Source organism: Kribbella sp. ALI-6-A, assembly GCF_001984195.1.
GTDB lineage: Bacteria > Actinomycetota > Actinomycetes > Propionibacteriales > Kribbellaceae > Kribbella.
The window spans coordinates 453,472-477,311 of record NZ_MTQN01000011.1; the positions used below are offsets into that span (position 1 = coordinate 453,472).

At 70.4% G+C, this 23,840-nt stretch carries 19 protein-coding genes; 11 read left to right on the forward strand and 8 right to left on the reverse strand.

Annotation, left to right across the window (positions count from 1 at the left end):
• Positions 1 to 2: 2 nt before the first annotated feature.
• The 4 genes from BWI15_RS22695 to BWI15_RS22710 all read left to right on the forward strand — a co-directional run bounded on the left by BWI15_RS22695 (position 3) and on the right by BWI15_RS22710 (position 4,023).
• Positions 3 to 1,910 (forward strand): Na+/H+ antiporter, encoded by a 1,908-nt coding sequence (locus BWI15_RS22695; protein WP_077016479.1) that lies wholly within the window; start codon positions 3 to 5, stop codon positions 1,908 to 1,910.
• Positions 1,910 to 2,323: an HIT family protein gene (locus BWI15_RS22700; RefSeq protein ID WP_077016480.1), complete on the forward strand. Its 414-nt coding sequence runs from the start codon at positions 1,910 to 1,912 to the stop codon at positions 2,321 to 2,323. The genes BWI15_RS22695 and BWI15_RS22700 overlap by 1 nt, the downstream gene beginning before the upstream one ends.
• An 84-nt stretch (positions 2,324 to 2,407) precedes the next feature.
• Entirely contained in the window at positions 2,408 to 2,752 is a 345-nt protein-coding gene (locus BWI15_RS22705; RefSeq protein ID WP_077016481.1) for a YciI family protein, read from the forward strand.
• Positions 2,752 to 4,023 carry an RNA polymerase sigma factor gene (locus BWI15_RS22710; RefSeq protein WP_237771412.1) on the forward strand — a complete coding sequence of 424 codons (1,272 nt, stop codon included), beginning with the start codon at positions 2,752 to 2,754 and terminating at the stop codon, positions 4,021 to 4,023. Before BWI15_RS22705 ends, BWI15_RS22710 begins: the two co-directional genes overlap by 1 nt.
• A 15-nt stretch (positions 4,024 to 4,038) precedes the next feature.
• Here the strand turns inward: BWI15_RS22710 and BWI15_RS22715 are convergent, their stop codons facing one another.
• Positions 4,039 to 4,416 (reverse strand): DUF4406 domain-containing protein, encoded by a 378-nt coding sequence (locus BWI15_RS22715; RefSeq protein ID WP_237771413.1) that lies wholly within the window; start codon positions 4,414 to 4,416, stop codon positions 4,039 to 4,041.
• A gap of 49 nt (positions 4,417 to 4,465) precedes the next feature.
• Between BWI15_RS22715 and BWI15_RS22720 the strand changes: the two genes are divergently transcribed.
• Both BWI15_RS22720 and BWI15_RS22725 read left to right on the forward strand, forming a co-directional pair.
• Entirely contained in the window at positions 4,466 to 5,224 is a 759-nt protein-coding gene (locus BWI15_RS22720; RefSeq protein WP_077016483.1) for a DeoR/GlpR family DNA-binding transcription regulator, read from the forward strand.
• A 93-nt stretch (positions 5,225 to 5,317) separates the two neighbouring features.
• Entirely contained in the window at positions 5,318 to 5,959 is a 642-nt protein-coding gene (locus tag BWI15_RS22725) for a maleylpyruvate isomerase family mycothiol-dependent enzyme (protein ID WP_077016484.1), read from the forward strand.
• A 4-nt stretch (positions 5,960 to 5,963) separates the two neighbouring features.
• On the opposite strand, the gene BWI15_RS22730 is transcribed toward BWI15_RS22725, so the two are convergent.
• Together BWI15_RS22730 and BWI15_RS22735 are read right to left on the reverse strand one after the other, a co-directional pair.
• Positions 5,964 to 6,515: a HEAT repeat domain-containing protein gene (locus tag BWI15_RS22730; RefSeq protein ID WP_077016485.1), complete on the reverse strand. Its 552-nt coding sequence runs from the start codon at positions 6,513 to 6,515 to the stop codon at positions 5,964 to 5,966.
• Between the two features lie 33 nt (positions 6,516 to 6,548).
• The gene (locus tag BWI15_RS22735; RefSeq protein ID WP_077016486.1) at positions 6,549 to 7,265 is read right to left on the reverse strand and encodes a sulfite exporter TauE/SafE family protein; all 717 of its coding nucleotides are present in this window, start codon (positions 7,263 to 7,265) and stop codon (positions 6,549 to 6,551) included.
• 71 nt (positions 7,266 to 7,336) lie between these two features.
• Here BWI15_RS22735 and BWI15_RS22740 point away from each other — a divergent pair, with 71 nt between their 5' ends.
• On the forward strand, positions 7,337 to 7,936 hold the full coding sequence (locus tag BWI15_RS22740; RefSeq protein ID WP_077016487.1) for an RNA polymerase sigma factor: 600 nt from the start codon (positions 7,337 to 7,339) through the stop codon (positions 7,934 to 7,936).
• The gene (locus BWI15_RS22745; RefSeq protein WP_077016488.1) at positions 7,933 to 8,967 is read left to right on the forward strand and encodes a hypothetical protein; all 1,035 of its coding nucleotides are present in this window, start codon (positions 7,933 to 7,935) and stop codon (positions 8,965 to 8,967) included. Before BWI15_RS22740 ends, BWI15_RS22745 begins: the two co-directional genes overlap by 4 nt.
• Before the next feature lie 68 nt (positions 8,968 to 9,035).
• Here the strand turns inward: BWI15_RS22745 and BWI15_RS22750 are convergent, their stop codons facing one another.
• A complete protein-coding gene (locus BWI15_RS22750; RefSeq protein ID WP_077016489.1) occupies positions 9,036 to 11,852 on the reverse strand; it encodes an aconitate hydratase in 2,817 nt (938 codons plus the stop codon).
• 259 nt (positions 11,853 to 12,111) lie between these two features.
• On the opposite strand from BWI15_RS22750, the gene BWI15_RS22755 reads away from it, so the two are divergent.
• Complete coding sequence (locus BWI15_RS22755) at positions 12,112 to 13,263, forward strand: MFS transporter (protein ID WP_237771414.1); 1,152 nt, start codon at positions 12,112 to 12,114, stop codon at positions 13,261 to 13,263.
• On the opposite strand, the gene BWI15_RS22760 is transcribed toward BWI15_RS22755, so the two are convergent.
• From BWI15_RS22760 to BWI15_RS22775, 4 genes are all read right to left on the reverse strand, one after another.
• Complete coding sequence (locus BWI15_RS22760) at positions 13,251 to 14,183, reverse strand: LLM class F420-dependent oxidoreductase (protein ID WP_077016490.1); 933 nt, start codon at positions 14,181 to 14,183, stop codon at positions 13,251 to 13,253. The genes BWI15_RS22755 and BWI15_RS22760 overlap by 13 nt on opposite strands.
• A gap of 10 nt (positions 14,184 to 14,193) precedes the next feature.
• A complete protein-coding gene (locus BWI15_RS22765) occupies positions 14,194 to 19,092 on the reverse strand; it encodes a hypothetical protein (protein WP_077016491.1) in 4,899 nt (1,632 codons plus the stop codon).
• A 107-nt stretch (positions 19,093 to 19,199) separates the two neighbouring features.
• Positions 19,200 to 20,372: a class I SAM-dependent RNA methyltransferase gene (locus BWI15_RS22770; protein WP_083750942.1), complete on the reverse strand. Its 1,173-nt coding sequence runs from the start codon at positions 20,370 to 20,372 to the stop codon at positions 19,200 to 19,202.
• A complete protein-coding gene (locus BWI15_RS22775) occupies positions 20,369 to 22,399 on the reverse strand; it encodes an APC family permease (RefSeq protein ID WP_077016492.1) in 2,031 nt (676 codons plus the stop codon). Before BWI15_RS22775 ends, BWI15_RS22770 begins: the two co-directional genes overlap by 4 nt.
• 95 nt (positions 22,400 to 22,494) lie before the next feature.
• On the opposite strand from BWI15_RS22775, the gene BWI15_RS22780 reads away from it, so the two are divergent.
• Positions 22,495 to 23,157 (forward strand): potassium channel family protein, encoded by a 663-nt coding sequence (locus BWI15_RS22780; protein WP_077016493.1) that lies wholly within the window; start codon positions 22,495 to 22,497, stop codon positions 23,155 to 23,157.
• Complete coding sequence (locus BWI15_RS22785) at positions 23,157 to 23,825, forward strand: potassium channel family protein (protein ID WP_077016494.1); 669 nt, start codon at positions 23,157 to 23,159, stop codon at positions 23,823 to 23,825. Before BWI15_RS22780 ends, BWI15_RS22785 begins: the two co-directional genes overlap by 1 nt.
• Positions 23,826 to 23,840 lie beyond the last annotated feature (15 nt).

Sequence of the window (23,840 nt, forward strand, 5' to 3'; positions counted from 1 at the left end):
GCGTGGAAATCGCGATCGAGATTGTCGCCCTGGTCGCGCTGGTGGCGACGGGTGCCGCACTGGCCCGCCGGATCGGGGTGTCGGCTCCCCTGCTGCTGGTCGTGATCGGGGTCGGAGTCTCATATCTCCCCTTCGTCCCGCGGGTCGAGCTGTCGCACGAGGTGGTGCTGGTCGGCTTCCTGCCGCCGCTGCTGTACTCGGCGGCGATCAAGACCAGCCTGGTCGACTTCTCCCAGCATCGGCGGTCGATCGGCACACTGTCGGTCGGTCTGGTCGCGTTCACCGCGGTCGGGGTCGGCCTGGTCGCCTACTGGCTGCTCGGCGGCCTGGCCGAGGGTGACGGGCAGGAGCGGTTGCCGCTGTGGGCCGCGTTCGCGCTCGGGGCGGTCGTCGCGCCGCCGGACGCCGTGGCGGCGACCGCGATCGCCAAGAAGGTCGGCCTGCCGCGCCGGGTGGTCACGATCCTCGAGGGCGAGAGCCTGCTGAACGACGCGACCGCGCTGGTCTGCCTGCGGACCGCGATCGCGGCCGCGGTGATCACGCCGACGTTCATGCACGTCAGCCTGGACTTCCTGCGCGCGGCCGGCGGCGGTGTCGTGGTCGGACTGGTAGTGGCGATCACGCTGGCGAAGATCCGCAAGCGGTTCACCGACCCGGTGCTGGACACCACGCTGAGCCTGACCGCGCCGTTCATCGCGTACGTCGCGGCGGAGAACCACTACGTGCACGCGTCCGGCGTCCTGGCCGTGGTCGTGACCGGTCTGCTGCTCGGGCACAAGGCGCCGATCATCCAGTCGGCCGCGTCCCGGATCTCGGAGCGGACCAACTGGCGCACGTTCCAGTTCCTGCTGGAGAACACGGTCTTCCTGCTGATCGGCCTGCAGACCCGGTGGATCCTCGACGACCTGGCGATGAGCCCGCTGTCGGCCGGCACGATCGCGATCGCGACGATCGGGGTCTTCCTCGCGGTCGTGCTGCTCCGGCCGATCTGGATGTACCCGGTGACCATCTTGTCCCGCAAGATCCTCGGCCGCTCGCGCCCGGGACCGGTGTCCTGGCGAGAGCTGACCGTGCTGTCGTGGGCCGGCATGCGCGGCGTGGTGACGCTGGCCGCGGTGTTCGTCCTGCCGGAGGACACGCCGCACCGCGAGGTACTGGTCTTCATCGCCCTGGCCGTCACCGCCGGGACACTGCTGCTCCAGGGCTCGACGCTGCCCTGGCTCGTACGACGGATGCAACTGCCCGGTCCAGACCCGGCTGAGGACGCGCTGCAGGAGGCCGCCGTACTGCAGGGTGCGCACAAGGCCGGCGAGGAGGAGCTGGACCGGGTGCTCACGCCCGACGACCCGCCGCAGGTGGTCGAGCTGCTGCGTCAGCGCGGCGAAGCCCGGGCGCTGGCCGCGTGGGAACGACTCGGCCGGCCCGAAACCGAGTACGAAACGCCGAGTGAGGCATATCGTCGACTTCGGATGACCATGCTGCAGGCCGAGCGTGGTCACATCCTCAAGGTCCGGGACGAGGGCCTCGTCGCCGACGAGGTGCTGCAACGGGCACAGATCGCACTCGACATCGAGGAGTCCATCTTGGATCGCGCAGAAGCCGACGACGTCGGCGGACAGTCCGACGACCTCCGCGTGCCGCCCCCTCCGGGCGGTCCGTGCGACCACCTGGCCCACGCACCACTGGTGCTGGCACCGAACACTCCTGACGGCTGCGAGGAGTGCCTGGCCGAGGGCGGGACGTGGGTGCACCTGCGACTGTGCCTGGGGTGCGGTCACGTCGGTTGCTGTGACTCGTCCCAGCACAAGCACGCCAGCAAGCACTTCGACTCGACCGAGCATCCGGTGATGCGCAGCTTCGAACCCGGCGAGAACTGGCGCTGGTGCTTCGTGGACGAAACCCTCGGCTGATGGCCGACTGCCTGTTCTGCTCGATCGTCGCGGGGTCGACCCCGGCCCACCTCGTGCTGGAGACACCCGAGGTGGTCGGGTTCCTCGACATCCGGCCGGTGTTCAAGGGGCACACCCTGATCGTGCCCCGCGAACACGTCGCGACGATGGTCGAGCTGCCGGACGAGCTGACCGTGCCGCTGTTCGGGGCGGCGCGGTCGGTGGCCGCGGCGGTGCGTACGGCGTACGGGGCGCAGGGGTCGTTCGTCGCGGTGAACAACGTGGTGTCGCAGTCGGTGCCGCACCTGCACGTCCACGTGGTGCCGCGGACCAAGGGCGACGGGCTGCGCGGGTTCTTCTGGCCGCGGACCAAGTACGCCGACGACGCCGAGGCCGCGTCGTACGCCGCCGACCTGCGGTCCGCGCTCGGCTAGAAGTTTTTCGGCGGCCGCTGTCCATCCGGGGCCGGGTCGTTCGTGGTGATGGCGTACCGACCGACCGAACCGAGGAGAACCACCGTGAAGTACCTGCTGCTGATCAACGCCGCCGTCACGCCCGAGGGCGACGTCGAGGGCTGTACGCCGGCCGACTGGATGGCCTACGACAAGGAGGTCCGCGACGCCGGGATCTTCGTGTCCGGGGAGTCGCTGGCCGACCTGGTCACCGCCACGACCGTGCAGGTCGACGCCGACGGGCGCCGCACCGTCACCGACGGTCCGTTCGCCGAGACCCGCGAGGTGCTCGGCGGCTTCTACGTGATCGACGTGCCGGACCTGGACGTCGCCCTCGACTGGGCGGCGCGCTGCCCCGGCTCCCGGGGCGGCAGCAACATCGTGGTCCGCCCGGTCGCCGACTTCGGCTGATGCCCGACCACCCGCCGACCATGTCCACCGAGCACTCGGTGGGCATGGTCGAGCAGGTGTTCCGCGAGGAACGCGGGCGCTTGCTCGCCGCGCTGTCCCGGCGATTCGGGGATCTGGATCTGGCCGAGGAGGTGACCTCCGAGGCGATCGAGATCGCGCTCGAGAAATGGCCCGTGGACGGCGTACCGCCGAAGCCCGGCGCCTGGCTGATGACGACGGCCCGGCGCAAAGCGGTCGACCGGCTCCGGCGGGACAAGACGTACGCCGCGCGCCTCGCCGTCCTGCAGGTGGAAGCCGATCGGACCGGCCCAGCGCCCGCGGCCGACGTCGACGGCGAGCTGCCGGACGACCGGCTGCAGCTGTTCTTCACCTGCGCGCACCCCGCGCTGCCGGCCGAGGACCGGGTCGCCCTGACGCTGCGCTGCCTCGCGGGCCTGACCACCCCGGAGGTCGCCCGCGCGTTCCTCGTCCCGACGGCGACGATGGCCAAGCGGATCGTCCGGGCGAAGAAGAAGATCCGCGAAGCCCGCATCCCGTTCCGCGTCCCGGCGGCCGACGAGTTGCCCGAGCGCCTGCCCGGCGTGCTCCAGGTGACGTACTCGATCTTCACCGAGGGGTACGCCGCCAGCTCGGGCGCCGAGCTGCAGCGGGTCGACCTGGCCGAGGAGGCGATCCGGCTGGCGCGCATCCTGCACGGGCTGATGCCGGCCGACCGCGAGGTGGCCGGCCTGCTCGCGCTGATGCTGCTGATCCACGCCCGCCGCGACGCCCGCACCGGCCCGGACGGCGAGCTCGTGCTGCTCGACGGGCAGGACCGCGGCCGCTGGGATCGCGCGATGATCGAGGAGGGCCACGCGCTCGTCCTGCAGGCGATCACCGGCCCACCCGGCCCGTACGGCGTCCAGGCCGCGATCGCGTCCCTGCACGACGAGGCCGCCGACGTCGCCACCACCGACTGGCCGCAGATCGTCGCCCTGTACGACGTACTGCTGGCGCTCGTGCCGTCCCCCGTGGTCGCACTCAACCGCGCGGCCGCGATCGCACTGCGCGACGGTCCCGAGGCCGGCCTCGTCCTGCTCGACGAACTCACCGACGAGCCGCTGCTGCGCAACTACCACCCGTACCACCTCGCGCGGGCCGACCTGCTCCAGCGCCTCGACCGCCTGCCCGAGGCGGTCGCGGCGTACCGGGAAGCGCTCGAGACGGCCGGCACGGACCCGGAACGCCGGCACGTCGAGCGGCGCCTGCGCGCGCTCGAGGACGACTGCTGATCGACCGAGGCCCGGCTATCGCTGGACGTAGTCCGGGATGTCGGCCGCGTCGTAGTAGATCGGCAGCCCGCGCGCCTCGGCGATCTCCACGTCGCGGTCCGCGCCGTGGGATTCGCCGGACAGGCGGAGGACGGCGTCGCAGTGCTGGAGAAGGCGGCCGGCGACGTCGTACATCACGTCGCCTTCCGGCGCTTCCGCTGGCGCGGGCTGGTCGGCGGCACCGCGCAGGACAGGCAGGGCGACCCACTCGCCGATCATCGGGATGTGGCCCTTGTGATGGATCGGCCAGGCGGCCGATTCCAGGCGGCGCAGGTTGGCGGCGATCCGGTCGGGGTCGCCATCGGTGCCGGAGCGGTAGGGACCGGCGATCAGGACAAGCATCGGTTTGTTCACAGTCCCGACCATAACGTGCAACAATGTGAACAAACAAGGAGGAACGTGAATGTTGGCGGCACAACGACGGGACGTCTTGCTCGAGCGGCTGTCCACCCACGGACGGATCGTGGCCAAGGACGTGGCCGACGAACTCGGGATCTCCGAGGACAGCATCCGCAGGGACCTGCGCGAGCTCGCAGCGGCCGGACTGTGCCAGCGGGTCTACGGCGGAGCGCTGCCGATCTCACCCGCGGTCGCCGACTACACCACCCGGCAGAGCGTCGCGATCGCCGGCAAGAACGTGGTCGCCGGCCTGGCGGCGAGCCTCGTCCGTCCGGGCAGCGCGGTGATCCTGGACGGCGGTACGACGGCGCGGGCGGTGGTCGCCGCGCTCCCACGCACGCTGGAAGCGACCGTGATCACGCACAGCCCGACGATCGCCGCGGCGCTCACCGAGCATCAGGGGATCGAGATCTTCCTGATCGGCGGCCGCGTGTTCAGGCACTCCATGGTGGCCAGCGGCGCCGCGGCGGTGGAGGCTGCGCAGGCGGTGAGCGCTGACTTGTTCCTGCTCGGAGTGACCGGGGTGCACGCGGAGGCCGGGCTGACCACAGGCGACGCCGACGAGGCCGCGATGAAGCGGGCGCTGTCGCGCCGGGCGGCCGAGACGTATGTGCTCGCCAGCGCGGAGAAGCTCGGCACGGCTTCACGTTTTTCCGTACTTGCCCTGCACGATGTCGCCGGGATCCTCACCGACGCGCCCGACGACGATCGCACGGTCCGCGAGCTGCGGGGCGCCGGCGTCCAGGTGACCAACCCGTCCTGACCGCGATCCGGCGGACATTCTTCCGGACCGATGTCCATCCCCGCTTCCGTCGTTCGTGGTGATGGAGAAACCGACCGACGGAAGGAACCCACCATGGAAGACCGCGCGATCCTTGCTCTGACCATCGCCGAGCGGCTCAGCCTCGCCGACTTCTTCGAGAGCCTGAGCGAGGCCGAGTGGCGGGCCGACTCGCTGTGCGCCGGCTGGACGGTGCACGACGTCGCGGCGCACATGACGCTGTCGACGCGGACGACGTTCCGGATGGTCGTCAAGGAGGCGATCCGGGCGCGCGGCAGCTTCGACCGGATGGAGTACACGCTGGCGACCGAGCGCGCCGCCCGGTTCTCCCCCGCCGAGCTCGTCGCCCAGCTGCGCGAGACGGCTTCCTCACCGCACCGCACTCTCGGGGCCGGCATCGTGGACCCGCTGCTCGACGCGCTGGTTCACGGTCAGGACGTCGCGCGCCCGCTCGGGCGTGCTCGTCAGATGCCCGCGGAGGCCGCGGTGATCGCGCTGGAGCACGTGCTCGGCAGCAAGTTCTACGGCGCGCACAAGCGTCTGCGCGACACGCGGCTGATCGCCACCGACCACCCGTGGTCGGGCGGCGCAGGCTCTCGCGAGCTGCACGGCCCGCTCGCCGATCTGATCCTCACCGCCACCGGCCGGCCCGCTGGATTGACCGGCCTGTCCGGCTCGGCGCTTCCCCAGGTGCAAGCCGCACTGGCCGCGGCCTGATGCGTCAGCCGAGGCTGCGGTCCAGCCGGGCCGCCAGCCTCTCCAAGGCCTTCTCCACAGCTGCCCGGACGGTCGGGTCAGGATCGTCACGCAGTGCTTCGATCGCCTCGACGTGCTCGTACTCCCCCGCCGCACCCACCGCCCGTACGCCGGCCGCCCGCACCCGCGGCAGTTCGTGATCGAGCATCGGCAGCAACGAGTCGACCAGCTCGCCGAGCTCGCGCTGGGCGGTGATCCGGGCGACGTGCTCCCGGACCCGCCAGGCGGGATCGTCCGCCACGGCCCGGAGCGCGTCGACCGCCTCGTCGCGCCACGTGTACATCAGCGCCCGAGCGGCCCAGACCCGCACCCAGTAGTAGTTCACCGGGTCGACCGGCTTCGACCACCCGCCCGGATCCGGACTCCCGGTGATCGCGACGAGCTTCGGCAGCTCGGCGCCGAACGCCTCCTCGCCGGAGATCTCGCCGGTCAGCAGCGCGACGCACCAGCCGACGACCACGTCCTCGCCGTACTCGGCGCACGCCGCCCGGACGACGTCCTTCGGATGCCCGCTCATCACCCCAGTACAGCGCGGCCCACCGACAGAAACTCAGAGCACCGACCGGAGAATCACGACCACCGACGAGACCGCGGCCAAGGTGAGCACCGCCTGCCGCAGCCGCGGGCCGTTCAGCCGCTTCTGCAGCGGGACCGCCACGGCGAATCCGATCGCCAACGCCGGCAACCACACCGCGCCGTACGCGAGCTGGTGCGCGGTGAGCTCGCCGCCGATCGCCAGCGCACCCAGCGACACCATCGACCCGACCACGAAAAACGCGCCGAGAGTCGCCCGCAGCCGCGGCCCTGGCTCGTGCTGCAGGACCACCGCGGCCGGTGGTCCGCCGATCGACGCGGCGGTGCCCGAAATGCCCGCGATCGCCCCGGCGATGACCAGGTTGCGCCGGCTGGTCGCGACCCGGAGCTTCCACGCGGTCAGTGCGACGGCGACCAGCACCACGACGCCGACCACCGCGCCGATCGCCCGCGCCGACAACCAGCCGAGCAGCAGCACGCCCAACGGCGTCGTGACCGCGCGAGCGCCGGTCAACCAGCCGGCCTGCGACCAGTTGACGTGCTGCCACTCGTGAATGACCGTCAGGACCGGCAACGCCATCCCGAGCACGAGCATGCCGCCGGGCATCAGCGACGGGTCGAGCAGCGTGACCACCGGTGCCGCGACCAGCATCAGGCCGAGGCCCATCGTCGACTGGACGACGGAGGCCAGCACGATCACCAGCCCGCCCAGTACCAGCACACTCAGCTCCACTGCGCAGATCCTGCCCCACGAAACCCGAACTGACCTGTAACGACGGTCATACTCCCGGACATGGGTGGGGCATGAGGAGTACATCGAGCCTGCCCCCACCGGTGCGGATCGGCGCCGTCCCGGACCACGAGGTGAGGTTCCGGGACCTGTTCGAGCAGCAGTTCCGCGGGCTGCTCGGCTACGCGTTGCGCCGGGTCGGTTCGCCCGACGACGCGGCCGACGTCGTCGCCGAGACCATGCTGGTGGCCTGGCGCCGGATCGACGAGGTCCCCGCCGACGAGACCGCCCGGCTCTGGCTGTACGGCGTCGCCCGGCGCGTAGTGGCCAACCACCGGCGCGGCCAGCTCCGGCGTGACGGCCTCGCCGTACGGCTGCGGCAGCACCTGGCCGAGACGACGCCGGACGCCGCCGACCTGATCGGTTCGGCCACGGTGATCCGGCAGGGCCTGGCCACCTTGAGCGACGACGATCGCGAACTGCTGATGCTCACCGCCTGGGACGGCCTCGAGCCCCGGGAGGCCGCGGTCGTGCTCGGCGTACCGGCGCGCACGATCCGGACCCGGCTGCACCGGGCCCGGGCCCGGTTACGCAAGTCGGTCGGAGACGCCTTCGACGATGCCGGACACGTACGGGAAGACCACACCCCGCAAACAGTTCAGGAGGAGCGATGAACGACAACGAGCTCGACCGCCTGCTGATGCGGGCCAACCCGTACGGCGACGAAACGGTCCGGAAGCTGACGACCGACGACGCCGTGTCCGACCTGTTGGAGGACATCATCAGCACCGACACACCGACTCCGAAGCTGCGGCGGTCCGTCCGTCGCCGCACGGTCGTCCTGGTCGCGGCCGCGGCCGCGGTCGCCATCGCGCTCACCGGCGTGTTCTTCCCCCGGGGCAATCCGGCCGCGCCGGTCTCGGCGTACGGCGCGGAGTTCCGCGCGGTGACCGACGCGACACCGCGGTTGGTGATCGACGATCCGGCCTGGAAGATCGTCGACATCCCGGCGTTCAGGGCCGACGAGGGTGAGATCAGGTTCGGCCGCGACAAGAAGCGGCTCCAGGTGAACTGGTATCCCGTCTCCCTGTACGCCGGTTACCTCCAGGGAACGAAGGATCCCGGAAAGCCTGCGCACGGCAGCCCGATCGAGGCGCTCGGTCAGAAGGGCACGGTCTTCCAGGTCGGCACCTCGACGGATCTGACGGCCTACCTGCCGCCGAAGGGGCGTCACTTCCTGATGATCCGCGGCGATGTCGGTTCGCTTGCGGCGTATCGCAGCCTGCTCGCCAAGCTGAAGACCGTCGACACCGAAGCCTGGCTCGACGCGATGCCGGACACGATCGTGAAACAGTCCGACGCGCCGCGGGTGATCGACGAGATGCTGGCCGACGTACCGGTCCCGAACGGCTTCGACCGGACGCCGTTCCTGAAGATCCTCGTGCTGAGTCGCTACCAATTCGGCGCCAAGGTCACCGGCGCGATCAGTTGCGGGTGGCTCGCCCAGTGGAACGCCGCGAAGAAGGCGGGTGACGCCGAGAAGATGCAGGAGGCCGTGACGGCGCTGGCCGGCAGCCGATCCTGGAAGATCCTCCAGGAGATGGACAAGCAGGGTGGCTGGTCGTACTGGATCTGGGCCGGCGGCGACGCCCTTCGCAAGGGCGACATGGCCAGGGTGGCGACGGCCCTGGACTGCAGAAGCTGATCTGAGTACGGCGAAGGCCGGCAGCCCCCTGTCAGGGCTGCCGGCCTTCGTACGTCGTACGGGGTGACTCAGCTCGCGATCAGCGAGCGCAGCACGTACTGCAGGATGCCGCCGTTGCGGTAGTAGTCCGCCTCGCCGGGGGTGTCGATCCGGACCACGGCGTCGAACTCCTTGACCGCACCGTCGGTGCCGGTGACCGTGACGTGCACGGTGCGCGGGATCTGGCCGTCGTTCAGCGCGGTGACCCCGGTGATGTCGAAGGTCTCCTCGCCGGTCAGGCCGAGCGACTCCGCGGTCTCGCCCTCGGGGAACTGCAGCGGCAGCACGCCCATGCCGATCAGGTTCGACCGGTGGATCCGCTCGAACGACTCGGTGATGACCGCCTTCGCGCCGAGCAGCGCCGTGCCCTTGGCCGCCCAGTCGCGCGAGGAACCGGAGCCGTACTCCTTGCCGGCCAGGATGACCAGCGGCGTACCGGCTTCGGCGTACGACTCGGAGGCCTCGTAGATGCTGGTGACCGGCGCGTCCGGCTTGGTGAAGTCGCGGGTGAAGCCGCCCTCGGTGCCCGGCGCGATCTGGTTGCGCAGGCGGATGTTGGCGAACGTGCCCCGGATCATCACCTCGTGGTTACCGCGCCGCGAGCCGTAGGAGTTGAAGTCCTTGCGGTCCACGCCGTGCTCGGCCAGGTACTTGCCGGCCGGGCTGTCGGCCTTGATCGAGCCGGCCGGGGAGATGTGGTCGGTGGTGACCGAGTCGCCCAGCTTGGCCAGCACGCGCGCGCCGGTGATGTCGGTGACCGGCGACGGCTCCTTGGCCATGCCCTCGAAGTACGGGGGCTTGCGCACGTAGGTCGACTCGGCGTCCCAGGCGAAGGTCTTGCCCTCCGGCGTCGGCAGCGACTTCCAGCGCTCGTCACCGGCGAACACGTCGGCGTAGTCCTTGGTGAACATCTCCTTGCTGATCGAGGAGGCGATCACCCGCTCGACCTCGTCGGCGGCCGGCCAGATGTCGCGCAGGAACACGTCGTTGCCGTCGGTGTCCTGGCCCAGCGGGTCGTTCTCGAAGTCGAAGTCCATCGTGCCGGCCAGCGCGTAGGCGATCACCAGCGGCGGGCTGGCCAGGTAGTTCATCTTGACGTCGGGGTTGATCCGGCCCTCGAAGTTGCGGTTGCCGGACAGCACCGACACGACCGCGAGGTCGGCCTCCTGCACACCGGCCGAGACCTCCTCGGGCAGCGGGCCCGAGTTGCCGATGCAGGTGGTGCAGCCGTAGCCGACCAGGTGGAAGCCGAGCTTCTCCAGGTACGGCGTGACGCCGGCCTTCTCGTAGTAGTCGGTGACGACCTTCGAGCCCGGCGCCAGCGAGGTCTTCACCCACGGCTTGCTGGTCAGGCCCTTGTCGACGGCGTTCTTGGCCAGCAGCGCGGCGGCCAGCATCACCGACGGGTTCGACGTGTTGGTGCAGGAGGTGATCGACGCGATCACCACGTGGCCGTGGTCGAGCTCGACCTCCTGGCCGTTCAGGCTGATCGTCGTCTTCTTCGAGGGGCGGCCGTTCGCCGGGTGCGGCGCGTGCGGCTGGGCCTCCTCGGAGTGGTCACGCCCGTTGGCCGGCGGGTCGCTGGCCGGGAACGACTCGACGACGCTCTCGTCGGCCAGCGACGGCACCGCGTCGATCGCCGCGACGCCGACCTGGTCCTGCTCGGGCACGTAGTCGGCCAGGGCGCCGCGGAAGGCCTGCTTGGCCTCGCTCAGCGCGACCCGGTCCTGCGGCCGCTTCGGGCCGGCGATCGACGGCACGACGGTGGACAGGTCGAGCTCCAGGTACTCCGAGAAGCGCGGCTCGACGTCCGGGTTGTGCCACAGGCCCTGCTCCTTGGCGTAGGCCTCGACCAGCGCGACCTCGTCGTCGGCGCGCCCGGTCAGCCGCAGGTACTCCAGCGTGACGTCATCGATCGGGAAGATCGCGCAGGTGGAGCCGAACTCCGGGCTCATGTTGCCGATGGTGGCGCGGTTGGCCAGCGGGACGGCCGCGACGCCGTCGCCGTAGAACTCGACGAACTTGCCGACCACACCGTGCTTGCGCAGCATCTGGGTGATGGTCAGCACGACGTCGGTCGCGGTCGCGCCGGCCGGGACCGAGCCGGTCAGCTTGAAGCCGACCACCTTCGGGATCAGCATGCTCACCGGCTGGCCGAGCATCGCGGCCTCGGCCTCGATACCGCCCACGCCCCAGCCCAGCACGCCCAGGCCGTTGACCATCGTGGTGTGCGAGTCGGTGCCGACGCAGGTGTCGGGGTAGGCCTGGCCGTTACGGACCATCACCGTCCGGGCCAGGTGCTCGATGTTGACCTGGTGGACGATGCCGGTGCCCGGCGGGACGACCTTGAACTCGTCGAACGCGGTCTGGCCCCAGCGCAGGAACTGGTAGCGCTCGCGGTTGCGCTCGTACTCCAGCTCGACGTTGCGCTCGAAGGCGTCCTGGCGGCCGAAGACGTCGATGATCACCGAGTGGTCGATCACCAGCTCGGCCGGGGCCAGCGGGTTGATCTTGGTCGGGTCGCCACCGAGCTCGGCGACGGCCTCACGCATGGTGGCCAGGTCGACGACACACGGCACGCCGGTGAAGTCCTGCATGATCACCCGGGCCGGGGTGAACTGGATCTCGGTGTCCGGCGCCGCCGCGGCGTCCCAGTTGCCGAGCTTGGTGATGTGGTCGGCGGTGATGTTCGCGCCGTCCTCGGTGCGCAGCAGGTTCTCGAGCAGCACCTTGAGCGAGTACGGCAGAGTCTGCGCGCCCTCGATGCCCGCCAACCTGAAGATCTCGTACGACTGTCCGTTGACCTCGAGTGCACCCTTGGCACCGAAGCTGTCGACGCTGGCCATCAACCTGCTCCTCTGTCCGTCTGTTCCGCTGGAACCATCCTGCCGAGCGCTCCGCCCGGCCGCGAGATCAGGCTGCCCTAACCTCGCCCACCAAGTCTCTCGACATCAAGATACACGACATCGAGCCACCACTCACAGCCCAGCCGGGGGCGGATATTCGTTTGCCGGGTGGGGTGGGCGGCTGGTCGACTGCCGGGTGGCCGAGTCGCGTCAGGACGTGTTGATTGCCGCCTTTGTCCGGTGGACGTGGGTGCGGGCCGTGCTGCACAACGGGTGGTGGCTGGTCACCTCGGTTTACCTGGTGGTGGATGCGGGGCTGACCGCCTCGCAGATTGTGCTGATCGGTGCGGTGCAGGGAGTCTTCGCGCTGTGTTGCGAGGTGCCTGCGGGCGTGCTGGCTGACACGTTCAGTCGTAAATGGTCGCTGGTGCTGTCGCAGGTGCTGATGGCGACCGCGATGGTGACCACCGGGCTGGTGACGTCGTTCGTCGCGCTGCTCGGGACTCAGGTGCTGTGGGGATTGTCGTGGACGTTCGCGAGCGGATCGGACATCGCGTGGATCACCGACGAGCTGGACGCGCCCGAACGCATCTCGGCCGTGCTGTCCCGGACCGCCCGGGCGCAGTTGACCGGCGCGGCGGCCGGGCTGGTGGTGATTGGGGCGCTGGCCTGGGCGACGCGGCGCGATCTCGCGATCGTGGTCGCCGGCTTGGCGATGCTGCTGCTGGGCGGTTACGTCGCCGTGCGGTTCAGCGAGCAGCGGTTCGTGCCGGCTCAGGGTCCTCGGTGGTCGGCGTCGTGGACGACGTTCCGCCGAGGCGTCTCGCTGGTTCGCCGGAGTCCGGAGCTGCTGCGGATCTTCCTGGCGACGTTTCTGATCAACGGTGCTTCCGACGCCGGCGGCCGACTGGCTCCGAAGCAGATGGTCGATCTGGGTCTGCCGGCTCGCCTCGACCCGATCATCTGGTTGACCGGGCTGGGCGTGATCGCGCTCGCCGTCGGCGCCCTGGCCCTGCGGATCGTGCAACGGCGACTCGACGGCCACCACGCGCGCCACTCGTACGGCGTAGCGGCCGCGATCGGGGCGGTGGGAACCGCCGGACTGGCGTTCGCGCCGGAATCGGTCAGCGCCGGCGTGGCGCTGATCGTCGTGTCGGGCATCGCCGTGCCGCTCACCCGGGTGATCGCGATGATCTGGGTGAACGCGCGCACGACCAGCGACGTACGGGCGACCACGCATTCGTTCCTCGCCCAGGCGGAGTACCTCGGCGAGGTGACCTGCGGGCTGCTGATCGCGCTGGTCGCGCACCTGGTCGGGCTGCCGCTGGCCCTCGCGGGGTCCGCCGCACTGTTCGCCGTGACCGCGGCGATCATGCGGCGTCCCGCGAGGGCGCTCGCTCAGGAAACGTGAGGCAGGACGTCCGACGCGATCAGGTCGAGGTGGTCCAGGTCGGTCAGGTCCATGATCTGGAGGTAGAAGCGGTCGGCGCCGAGCTCGGCGAACTGGCCGAGCTTGTCGACGACCTGCGCGGGGGTGCCGCCGACGCCGCTCTTGTGCAGCTCCTCAACGGACCAGCCGGCGGCCGCGGCGCGGCGCTCGACCTCGGCGTCGTCCTTGCCGACGACCACGCGGTGCGCGGCCGACAGGGCGAGGGTCTCCGGGTCACGGCCGGCCGTCGTACAGGCTGCGCGGACGCGGTCGAACAGGACCTTGGTGCCGTCGAGGTCCCGGAAGCCGGCGTTGAACTCGGCGGCGTACTGGGCCGCGAGCGCGGGCGTCCGCTTCTTGCCGGCGCCGCCGACGATGATCGGCGGGTGCGGCTGCTGCACCGGCTTGGGCAGGGCCGGCGAGTCCTTGAGCTGGTAGTGCTTGCCGGCGAAGTCGTACTTCTCCCCCACCGGCGTGTCCCACAGTCCGGTGATCAGCTCGAGCTGCTCGGTGAGCAGGTCGAACCGGCCGGGCGTGTCCGGGAAGTCCAGACCGTACGCCGCGTGCTCGGCCTCGTACCACCCGGCGCCGAGCCCGAGCTCAACCCGGCCGCCGCTCATCTGGTCGACCTGCGCGACGCTGATCGCGAGCACGCCCGGGTTGCGGAAGGTCGCGGAGCTGACCAGCGTGCCGAGCTTGATCCGCTGGGTCTCGCGCGCCAGCCCGGCCAGCGTGATCCACGCGTCGGTCGGCCCGGGCAGCCCGTCGCCGTCACCCATCACGAGGTAGTGGTCGGAGCGGAAGAACGCGTCGAACCCGCACTCCTCGGTCCGGCGGGCGACGGTCAGCAGGTCGTCGTACGAGGCGCCTTGCTGGGGTTCGGTGAAGATCCTGAGCAACATGGGGACAACGCTATCCCGCGGTGATGTACAACTGCTCCAGGTACGACGGCTGCCAGTCGAAGCCGCGGCGGTAGAGGCGGCGGACCAGGCCTTCGACGTCGAGTTCACTCGGCAGGTTGGTGTCCCACCATTCCGGCACCTGGTCGTACCAGCGGTCGATCCGCAGCGTTCGGCCGGCGGCGTCGATGCGGGCGAACAGCCAGCCGCCGTGCTCACTCTGCGCCTCGGCGATCCAGAGGTCGCCGAGCAGTTCGCTCAGGCGCTCGTCGGGCCACTCGGGGTCGTCGACGTCGGCCGGCTCGAGGTCGAAGCGGTACGACGGTCGCGCGGGGTCGAGGACCTGGACCTGGATGGTGAAACCGGAGGGGACGACGTTGGTCCGTACGCGGCACCATGCGCGGAGGGCCTCGAAGGCTGGGGATTCCGCCGGTTTGGGGCGGGGGCGCTCGGGTTCGGCGCGCATCGCCTGCTCTACGCCGAGTGGGAAGGGGACGGGGGTGCCGCGGTTGGTGAGCTCGGGGATGAGCATGGTGGCGGCGGGGTCGGGATGCTGGCCGTTGGGGGCGGTCGTCGGTGCGGCGGGAGGGGTATGGCCGTTGCGGCCGGTCGAGTTGTCCGGGGTGTGGCCGTTGAGCTCGGTTGCGGTGTTTGCTTCCGGGGTTGCGCCGTCGGGCTCGTCGGTCTCGGTGAGGTCGGCGGGCTCGATCGGCTCGGCGGACGCGTCGTCGAGGTCGACTACCTCGGCGGGTTGCTCGGGGTCGACTCCGGCTGCCGCCTCGTTGTCGAAGGCAACGACTGCAGCGGCTTCCTGGGACTCGTTTTCGTCCGACGACTCGTCGGACTCGAGCAGTTCGGCGGCTTCGTGCGGATCGGCCGGCGCTGCGGTTTCCTCGGGCGCGGCATCCTCTGCGGTTGTCTCGGACGCGACGTCCTCTGCGGTTGTGTCGGACGCGACGTCCTCTGCGGTTGTCTCGGGCGTCAGGTCTTCTGCGGTTCGCTCTGGCGTGAGGTCCTCTGCGGATTCCTCCGCCAACGCTTCGTCACGGGGGTCCTGTGCCTCGTCGACCTCAGCCGCAGGCGGCTCCCCCGTCGTCGGATCGTCAACTTCCACCGTTGGCGCTCCAGAGGCCTCACCCTCAACTTCAGGTCGACCTTCACCGGAGGCTTCAACCGATGCCGGTGCCCCAGCGCTCTCCCCCAACTGATCCGCAGTCCAGTCCGCACTGCCGAGAATCTCGTCGTGGAAAACGTCGGTCGCGTACTCGTAGTCGTCGTCCGCCGAACCGCCGTACTGATCACTCAACGGCGGATAGGTCCGCGGCCCGTCACCCACCGCCGCGCTGTCACCGGAGTCGACCCGCGCGATGTCCTCATCCGGCTCGGACGGCAACGCCGCGATCTCGGCGGTCGGCGCCTCGTCGTTGCCATCCTCGATGTCGGCAACCACCGGCCCGTCACCCGCGGCCTCGTCGTCGGCGCGCGGCGCTTCGGCGGTGTCTAGCTCGTCGTCATCAGGTACATCAGCTCCGACGCCGTCAGCAGCCCGGACCTCGACGTCGTCCCGTACGCCGGCCTCGCCGTCACGCACGTCGGCGGTTCCTCGTACGTCCGCGTCATGTTCGTCAAATTCAGGTGCGGCGCGCTGATCGTCTGCTCGTACGCCGAGTGCGGCGGCCTGGTCCACTGCTCGTACGTCGCGCGGATCAGCCTCGGCGCCGTACTGGTGTGCGACTTGATGCGACGGCGCGTCGGACGAGTGGTCCGGGTTGGCCGGGTCGAGGGGATGGTTCCTGCGCTGGCGGCGTGCCGGGCGGGGCGGATGGGCGAGGTGAGGGTTGGCAGCGAGGTACGCGGCGGCGTCCTCGATCCACTCGCCGTTGATCCAGGCACCGCCGACCCACTCGCGTTCCATGGGCGACGGGGGCACGGACTCCGCGGTGGTGTCGGACGCGCCGCGGAAGTCGTCGAGCGGGGAGGTTGGTCGGTGGGGGTCTTGGGGCGCGGTCGGTTCGAGGGCGTCCAGCTGGGCGGTGGGCTGGTCGCCGTCGAAGCGCGAGGGGACATCCAGCGGCGCGGTGGGTTGCTCGCCGTCGAGTCGCGGCGGGACGTCCAAGGGTGATGTCGGGTCCTCGGCCTCCGCGGACGAGGCCGACTGCGGGACATCCAAGAACGCGGTTGGTTCCTCGGTTCCGACTGGCTCCGGGGACTCGACGTTCAAGAACGCGGCCGGCTCCTGGGCCCCAACTGGCTGCTCGACGTCCAGGAGCGAAGTCGGCTGGTTGGGATCCAAGGGCGAGGTGGTGGGGCCGAGGTGCTTGAGGGCCTCGGTGTCGTCGTCCGGGGTGGGCGCGGCGGCCTTGGCGGACGAGCTGGGGTCGGTGATCGGAGGGACGACGCCGGTGTCGTCGCCTGCCGTGAAGGCGTCCACTGTCCCGGCGTCGGCCACAGGCGGGACGAGGTCGACTTCGTCGTCGGCGGCGGACGATCGGGCCACGTCCTCCGGACCGGAGGCGGAGTCGTCAACGTCGCCCGAGTCGCCGACCGACGAAGTACGGCTGGCGTCGTGCGTGGACGACGGTCCGCGTACGTCGTCCCGACCGGCGGTGAACGCGTCAACGGCTGAGTCGTCATCGGCGCTCGACGCCCTGCCGTCGTCCTCCGTGCCGGACCAGCGGTGCTCGTCGATCCGACCAGCGGTGAACGCGTCACCGGACGAGTCGCCATCGGCAGACGGAGGTCTGGCGTCGGCATCCGTCGCCGACCATCGTTTGTCGTCGCGGTCGGCTGTCAACGCGTCGATGGTGCTTGGCTCGGCTACCGGCGTGATGGCTCCGGTGTCGTCGTCGGGCTCGACGGGCTGTGGTTCGAGGTCCGCCGCGGGCTGTTGATGTAGGTCCCGCCGGTCGCTGTCCGCGTCGTCGGACGCCGAGGCCTGGGGATCGGCGTCGACCGGCTCGAAGGCGCCGTCGTCGTCTGCCGCTGAGTCCTGGGCGTCGACAGGCGGGAAAACTCCGGTGTCGTCGTCTGCGGCCGACGCCTGCGGATCGGTGTCGATGGGTGCGAGGGCGCCGGTGTCGTCGTCCGCGATCGAGGTCCGGTCGTCGATCTCGACGGGGTTCAGGACACCGGTGTCGTCCGACGCGCTGGTCGGCGACATTTCAGGGGCGAACGGCCTAGTCGCCTCGGTTGAAGGGGCGGCGGGTGAGCCGGATTCGCGGGACGAGTGGGGTGAGGCGTCGGATGGTGACTGCGCGGAGAGCGCGTCGGATCCGCGGAAGGGCTCGGACGTCCGTTCCAGCGGCGACTGGCCGCCGGCACCTGGCGCGAAGGGCGAACCAGGAACAGCTGACTGGTCGTCGGCCGGCGGCGCGAAGGGCGACCCGGACGGCGCAGACTCGTCGTAGTCCGCCGCGAACGGCGAACGGGTCGGCGGGTGCCCCTCCGCGGAGGCAGGAGAGCCCTCGGCAGGTGTCTCCGGGGCATAGGGCGACTCGCCCGCCCGGTCCTCCAGGAACGGCGTGCCGGCCGTCTTCGCGTCGGGAGTGAACGGGGTGAACGGCGCCGTCTCGTCCCCGGTGGGGACGGCGGCGAGCTCGCTGGTGGCGTCGTCCGGGGACGCCGCGGGGTGCTGCGCGGTGGGGGTGTCGGGGGTGTACCTGACCGCCGCGGGGCCGTCGGCGAAGAGGCTGGCGTAGAAGTCTTCGCCGTCTTCGACCGGGGCGCCTACGCGTGGCGGCTCCGAGGACGGGAGCGGGCGGTCATAGGTCGGCGGGGCGGGAGCAGGCTCGGGGTCGGGGGCCGCGAGGCCGAGGCCTGCCAGGGAGGAGTTCTCCTCCTCGCGTTGCTTCTTCTTGCGGCCGAACAGGCGCGGCTTCTTGCTGACGACGCCGTAGTCCGCGGGCGGCGACTCCGGGGCAGGAGCCGGCGGCTCGTACGCCGGAGCCGGGCTGTACGCCGGAGCCGGGTTGTACGGCGGCTCAGGCTCGTACGGCGGACGCTCGGCGTACGGCAGCTGCGGGTCGTGCGGGGTCTCGGCGCCGATGATCGGGTCGGCGTCGTCGGTGATCGGCTGGTTGGTGAAGGGGCTGACGCCCGGCGGGACGATGAAAAGTTCTTCCTCGTCCTCCTCCTCGGACTCCTCGAACCGCTGCTCGCCGACCAACTCCCCGCGATAGGGCTCCCCGGCATACGGCTCCCCCGCGTACGGCTCCCCCACGTACGGCGCCGCAACCGGCTCCACACCAACCGGCCCAGCAGCCTCGGCACCAACCACCTGATCGAACTGCGCAGCCGCCGCCAGCGCCGCGTACAGATCCGGCTGCTGCGGCGACCTCGGCCCGATGCCCAGCCGCGCGAAGAACCCGTCCAATTCCTCCGCCGACAACCGCGACTCCGCCGCCGACCGGATCAGCGCCACCCCGAGCGGCAGCAGCTCGTCCAGCCCGCCCAGGTAGTCGGCCCACTCCGCCGCCCACTCGACCAGCTCGCGGGCCGACTCCTCGTCGGACGTGATCCACTGGCCGATCGGTGCGAAGCCGTCGTCGACCGGCTGCCACGGGTCGCCCTCGTACGACGCCCGCGCCCACGTCCCGTTGAACGACCCGTAGACGAACCCGAGCGTCCCCGCGGCGATCCGCTGCTTAACCTCCGGCTGCCCGATCCAGTCCGGCGCCCCGGCGAGCAGGTCCGTGCCGGCTGTCCGGCTGTGCTGGGTGTGGTACCCGAACAGCACCGACCGCCCGCCGTCGAGCCGGACCATGCGCAGGTCCGACCCGGTCTCGTCCTGGTGGTACCAGCCGTCGGCGTCGGCGTACCAGCGGCGGTCGAAGCCGGTGGCGTGAGCGACCGCGGCGAGGGCGCTCCAGCGGGCGCGCAACTCCTCCGGGTCATCCAGGTCGACGAGCGGCATCGGGTATCGGGTCTCCAGCAGAATTCCCGGAGCTCACGGTCCGGGGAAAGGTGCAGCGTCAGGTACAGCCAGTACCAGCCCAGAACCGTACCCGAGCCGCCGGGGTCCTAACTAGTCACGGGTTCGAGCACGGCCACGCACTCTATGTGATGGGTCATGCCGAACAGGTCGAAGGCGCGCAGCGAGCTCACGCCGTAGCCGAGCTCAGCGAAGGTCTTCAGATCCCGTGCCAGCGCCGCCGGATCACACGCGACGTAGGCCACCTTCCGCGGCGACAGCCCGGCGATTCGCCGTACGACGTGCTTGCCGGCTCCGGTCCGCGGCGGATCCAGTACGACGAGGTCGACGCGCTCGAGCCCCTGCGCGACGGCCCGGTTCAGCACCCGGTCCACGTCGCCCTGCTCGAGCGTGACGCCCGGCAGGTCGTGCAGGTTGCGCCGGGCGTTCTTGACCGCGGCCTTGTCGCCCTCGATCGCCAGCACAGGGCACCCGGCCTGGGCCAGGAACGCCGCGAACAGCCCGACCCCCGAGTACAGGTCGAGGGCGGTCTCGCCCTCAGCAGGCTCCAGCCCGGCCAGTACGGCGTCGACCAGCGTCGTCGCCGCGGCCGGGTGGACCTGCCAGAAGCCGTCGGCCTCGACCCGGAACCGCCGGTTGCGGACCGTCTCCACGACCCGGCCACCGGACACCGTGTCGGTCAGCACCGCGGTCTTGCCCTCCGACGACACCACCGCCTGCACCGATTCCGTGCCCGGCCAGCGCTGGTCCAGCACCGTCGGCGTGTCCGGGTGGGCGATCAGGCACTTGTCGACCTGGATCAGCTCGTGCGAGCGATGCACGCGCATCGCCGGGCGCCCGTCGGGGCCCACGGCGTACCGCATCCTGGTCCGCCAGCCGAGCCCGTCGTCGCCCGGCGACTCCATCACCACGGTCCGCTCGATCCCGCCGATCCGCCGCAGCGTGTCGGACACGACCGTCGCCTTCAGCCGGCGCTGCTCGACGATGTTGGCGTGCTGGAAGTCGCACCCGCCGCAGCGGCCCGGACCGGCGTACGGGCAGGGCGGCTCGATCCGGTGCGGTGACGGCGTGAGCACCTGGACGACGTCGGCCCGCAGGTACTTGGCGGTCCGCTCGGTCACCCGGGCGTGCACCAGCTCCCCCGGCAGGCCGTGCCGGACGAAAACGACCTGGCCCTCGTAGCGCGCGACACAGTGCCCACCGTGCGCCACCGGGCCGATCTCCAGCTCCAGCACCGTCCCGACGATGTCGTCGTCCCTCACCGATCTCCTGACGTCTTGCGGGCGGGCCGGCGGACTTGCCCGGCCACCCGTTCCACCCGGTCCTGCCGTTCCTGGGCCGCCTCCGAGGAGATCAGCTGGTACGGAACCGATGTGACCATCACACCAGGTGTGAACAAGAGCCGCCCCTTCAGCCGCAGTGCGGACTGGTTGTGCAGGATGTGCTCCCACCAGTGGCCGACCACGTACTCGGGGATGTAGACCATCACCACGTCGCGCGGCGACTGCCGCCGGATGTCGCGCACGTACTGCAGGATCGGCCGGGTGATCTCCCGGTACGGCGAGGCCAGCCGCTTCAGCGGGATCGGGATGTTGTGCTCGTCCCAGTCGGCCTGCAGCGTCTCCGACTCCGCGCGGTCGACGTCGACGGTGACCGCCTCCAGCGTGTACGGCCGGGCCGCCTTCGCGAAGGCCAGCGCCCGCAGCGTCGGCTTGTGCAGCTTGGAGACCAGCACGATCGCGTGCACCCGCGAGGGCAGCATCAGCTGCTCGTCGCCCTCGATCGCCATCTCCTGGCCGACCGTGTCGTAGTGCCGGCGGATGCCCTTCATCATCACGAACAGCACCACCATCGCGATGATCGCGATGTAGGCGCCGTGGGTGAACTTGGTGATCAGCACGATCACCAGCACGGTCCCGGTCATCGTCAGGCCGATCGCGTTGATCACCCGTGAGCGCACCATCTGGGCCCGCCGGGCCGAATCGGTCTCGGTGCGCAGCAGCCGGGTCCAGTGCCGGACCATGCCGGTCTGGCTGATCGTGAACGAGACGAACACGCCGACGATGTAGAGCTGGATCAGCCGGGTCACCTCGGCGTCGAAGGCGAGGATCAGGAAGATCGCGGCCGCGGCCAGGATGATGATGCCGTTGCTGAACGCCAGCCGGTCACCGCGGGTGTGCAGCTGCTTGGGCAGGTAGCTGTCCTTGGCCAGGATCGAGCCGAGCACCGGGAACCCGTTGAACGCGGTGTTGGCGGCCAGCACCAGGATCACGCCGGTGGCCGCGGCGACCAGGTAGAAGCCGGGGCTGAAGTGGTCGAAGATCCCTTTGGCCAGCTGGCCGATCACCGGGTCCTGGTGATAGTCGGGCCCGAGCGGTACGCCGTTGTTCAGCAGCTGCGTGGCCGGATCCTCGGCGAACCGGACCTTCATCACGTTGGCCAGCGTCACCACGCTGATCATCATCGCGATCGAGATCGTGCCGAGCAGCAGCAGCGTGGTCGCGGCGTTCTTGCTCTTGGGCTTCTTGAACGCCGGGACGCCGTTGCTGATCGCCTCGACACCGGTCAGCGCCGCACAGCCCGACGAGAACGCCCGCAGCACCAGGAAGGCCATCGCCAGTCCCCCGGCGCCGGTCGCGAACTGGCCCTCGGGCGCGATGTCGAACGACGCCGTCGCGGCGTCCGGCAGGTCGCCGAACAGCATCCGGCCGAACCCCCAGGCGGCCATCCCGAGGATCGTCACCATGAACACGTACGTCGGGATCGCGAACGCCGTACCGGACTCGCGCACGCCGCGCAGGTTCATCGTGGTCAGGAACAGCACGGCGACCACCGCGGCCGTGGCCTGATGGCCTTCCAGCGCCGGGATCGCCGAGGCGGCGTACTGGGCGGCCGAGGAGATCGACACCGCCACCGTGAGCACGTAGTCGACCAGCAGCGCGCTGGCCACGGTCAGTCCGGCGGTCGGCCCGAGGTTGGTGTTGGCGACCTCGTAGTCACCGCCGCCGGACGGGTAGGCGTGCACGTTCTGCCGGTACGAGGCGACCACCACCAGCATCACCAGCGCGACGACGATCGCGACCTTCCAGGAGAAGGTGAACGCGGTCAGACCGGCCAGCGACAGGGTCAGGAAGATCTCGTCCGGCGCGTAGGCGACCGACGACAGAGCGTCACTGGCGAAGACCGGCAAGGCGATCCGCTTCGGAAGCAACGTCTCACCGAGTTGGGTACTGCGAAGTTTGCGGCCGATGAGCAGTCGCTTGCCGATGTCGCCAAGAGCGGGGGTCACACCGAGGATGTTAGAGGGCACCCCAGGTCGGTGTAGCGTCTACACCGCCGAATGGATGCCAGCGGCCCCTCAACGGGGCAGGGAGTGATCACGGAGTGCACGTCGTCATCATGGGCTGCGGACGCGTCGGGTCGACGCTCGCGCGGACCCTGGAGAAACGCAGCCACACAGTGGCGATCATCGACCAGTCGGCCGACTCGTTCCGCCGGCTGAGCCCGAACTTCTCCGGCCGCACGATCACCGGGATGGGTTTCGACCGTGAGGTGCTGATCGAGGCCGGGATCGAGACCGCCGAGGCGTTCGCGGCGGTCAGCAACGGTGACAACTCCAACATCCTGGCCGCCCGGGTGGCGCGGGAGAACTTCGGCATCGAGAACGTGGTGGCCCGGATCTACGACCCGGGCCGCGCCGAGGTCTACCAGCGGCTCGGCATCCCGACGGTCGGCACGGTGAAGTGGACGGTGGATCAGATGATCCGCCGGCTGCTGCCGAGCGGGTCGGAGCCGGAGTGGCGCGACCCGTCGGGGACCATCCGGCTGGCCGAGGTGCACGTGCACTCGGGCTGGGTCGGCCGCGAGGCGTTCGACATCGAGAAGGCCACCGGCGCCCGGGTCGCGTTCCTGACCCGGCTCGGCGAAGGTGTGCTGCCGAAGGCGGACACCGTCATCCAGGAGGGTGATCTGGTGCACGTCGTCATGCTGGAAAGCGAAGCCGCGGCGATCGAGGCCCAACTCGGCGCCAAGCCTGAGGAGCTGTGATGCGGGTAGCCATCGCCGGCGCGGGCAACGTCGGCCGCTCGATCGCCGGCGAACTGCTGGAGAACGGCCACGAGGTCCTGCTGATCGACAAGGACCCGCGGGCGATCAAGGCCGAGTCGGTGCCGCGCGCCGAGTGGCTGCTGGCCGACGCCTGCGAGCTGTCCTCGCTGGAGGAGGCCGCCCTGCAGCGTTGCCAGGTGGCGATCGCCAGCACCGGTGACGACAAGGTCAACCTGGTCGTCTCGCTGCTGGCCAAGACCGAGTTCGGCGTTCCGCGGACCGTTGCCCGGGTCAACCACCCGCGCAACGAGTGGATGTTCAACGAGGCCTGGGGCGTGGACGTGTCGGTGTCGACGCCGCGGATCATGTCGGCACTGGTCGAGGAGGCGGTCTCGGTCGGCGACCTGGTCCGGCTGTTCACCTTCCGCCAGGGCGACGCGAACCTGGTCGAGCTGACCCTGCCGGAGGACTCCCCGATGATCGGCCTGCGGGTCGGCGACATCGACTGGCCGACCGACACCGCGCTGGTGACGATCATCCGCGAGGGCCGCGTGCTGCGCCCGGATCCCGAGGGCACGCTCGAGCTGAACGACGAGTTGCTGTTCGTCGCCGCCGACGAGACCGAGGAACAGCTCGAGGACATGCTGTCCCCGCACCACCGCAAGTAGCAGCGTGGAAACGAA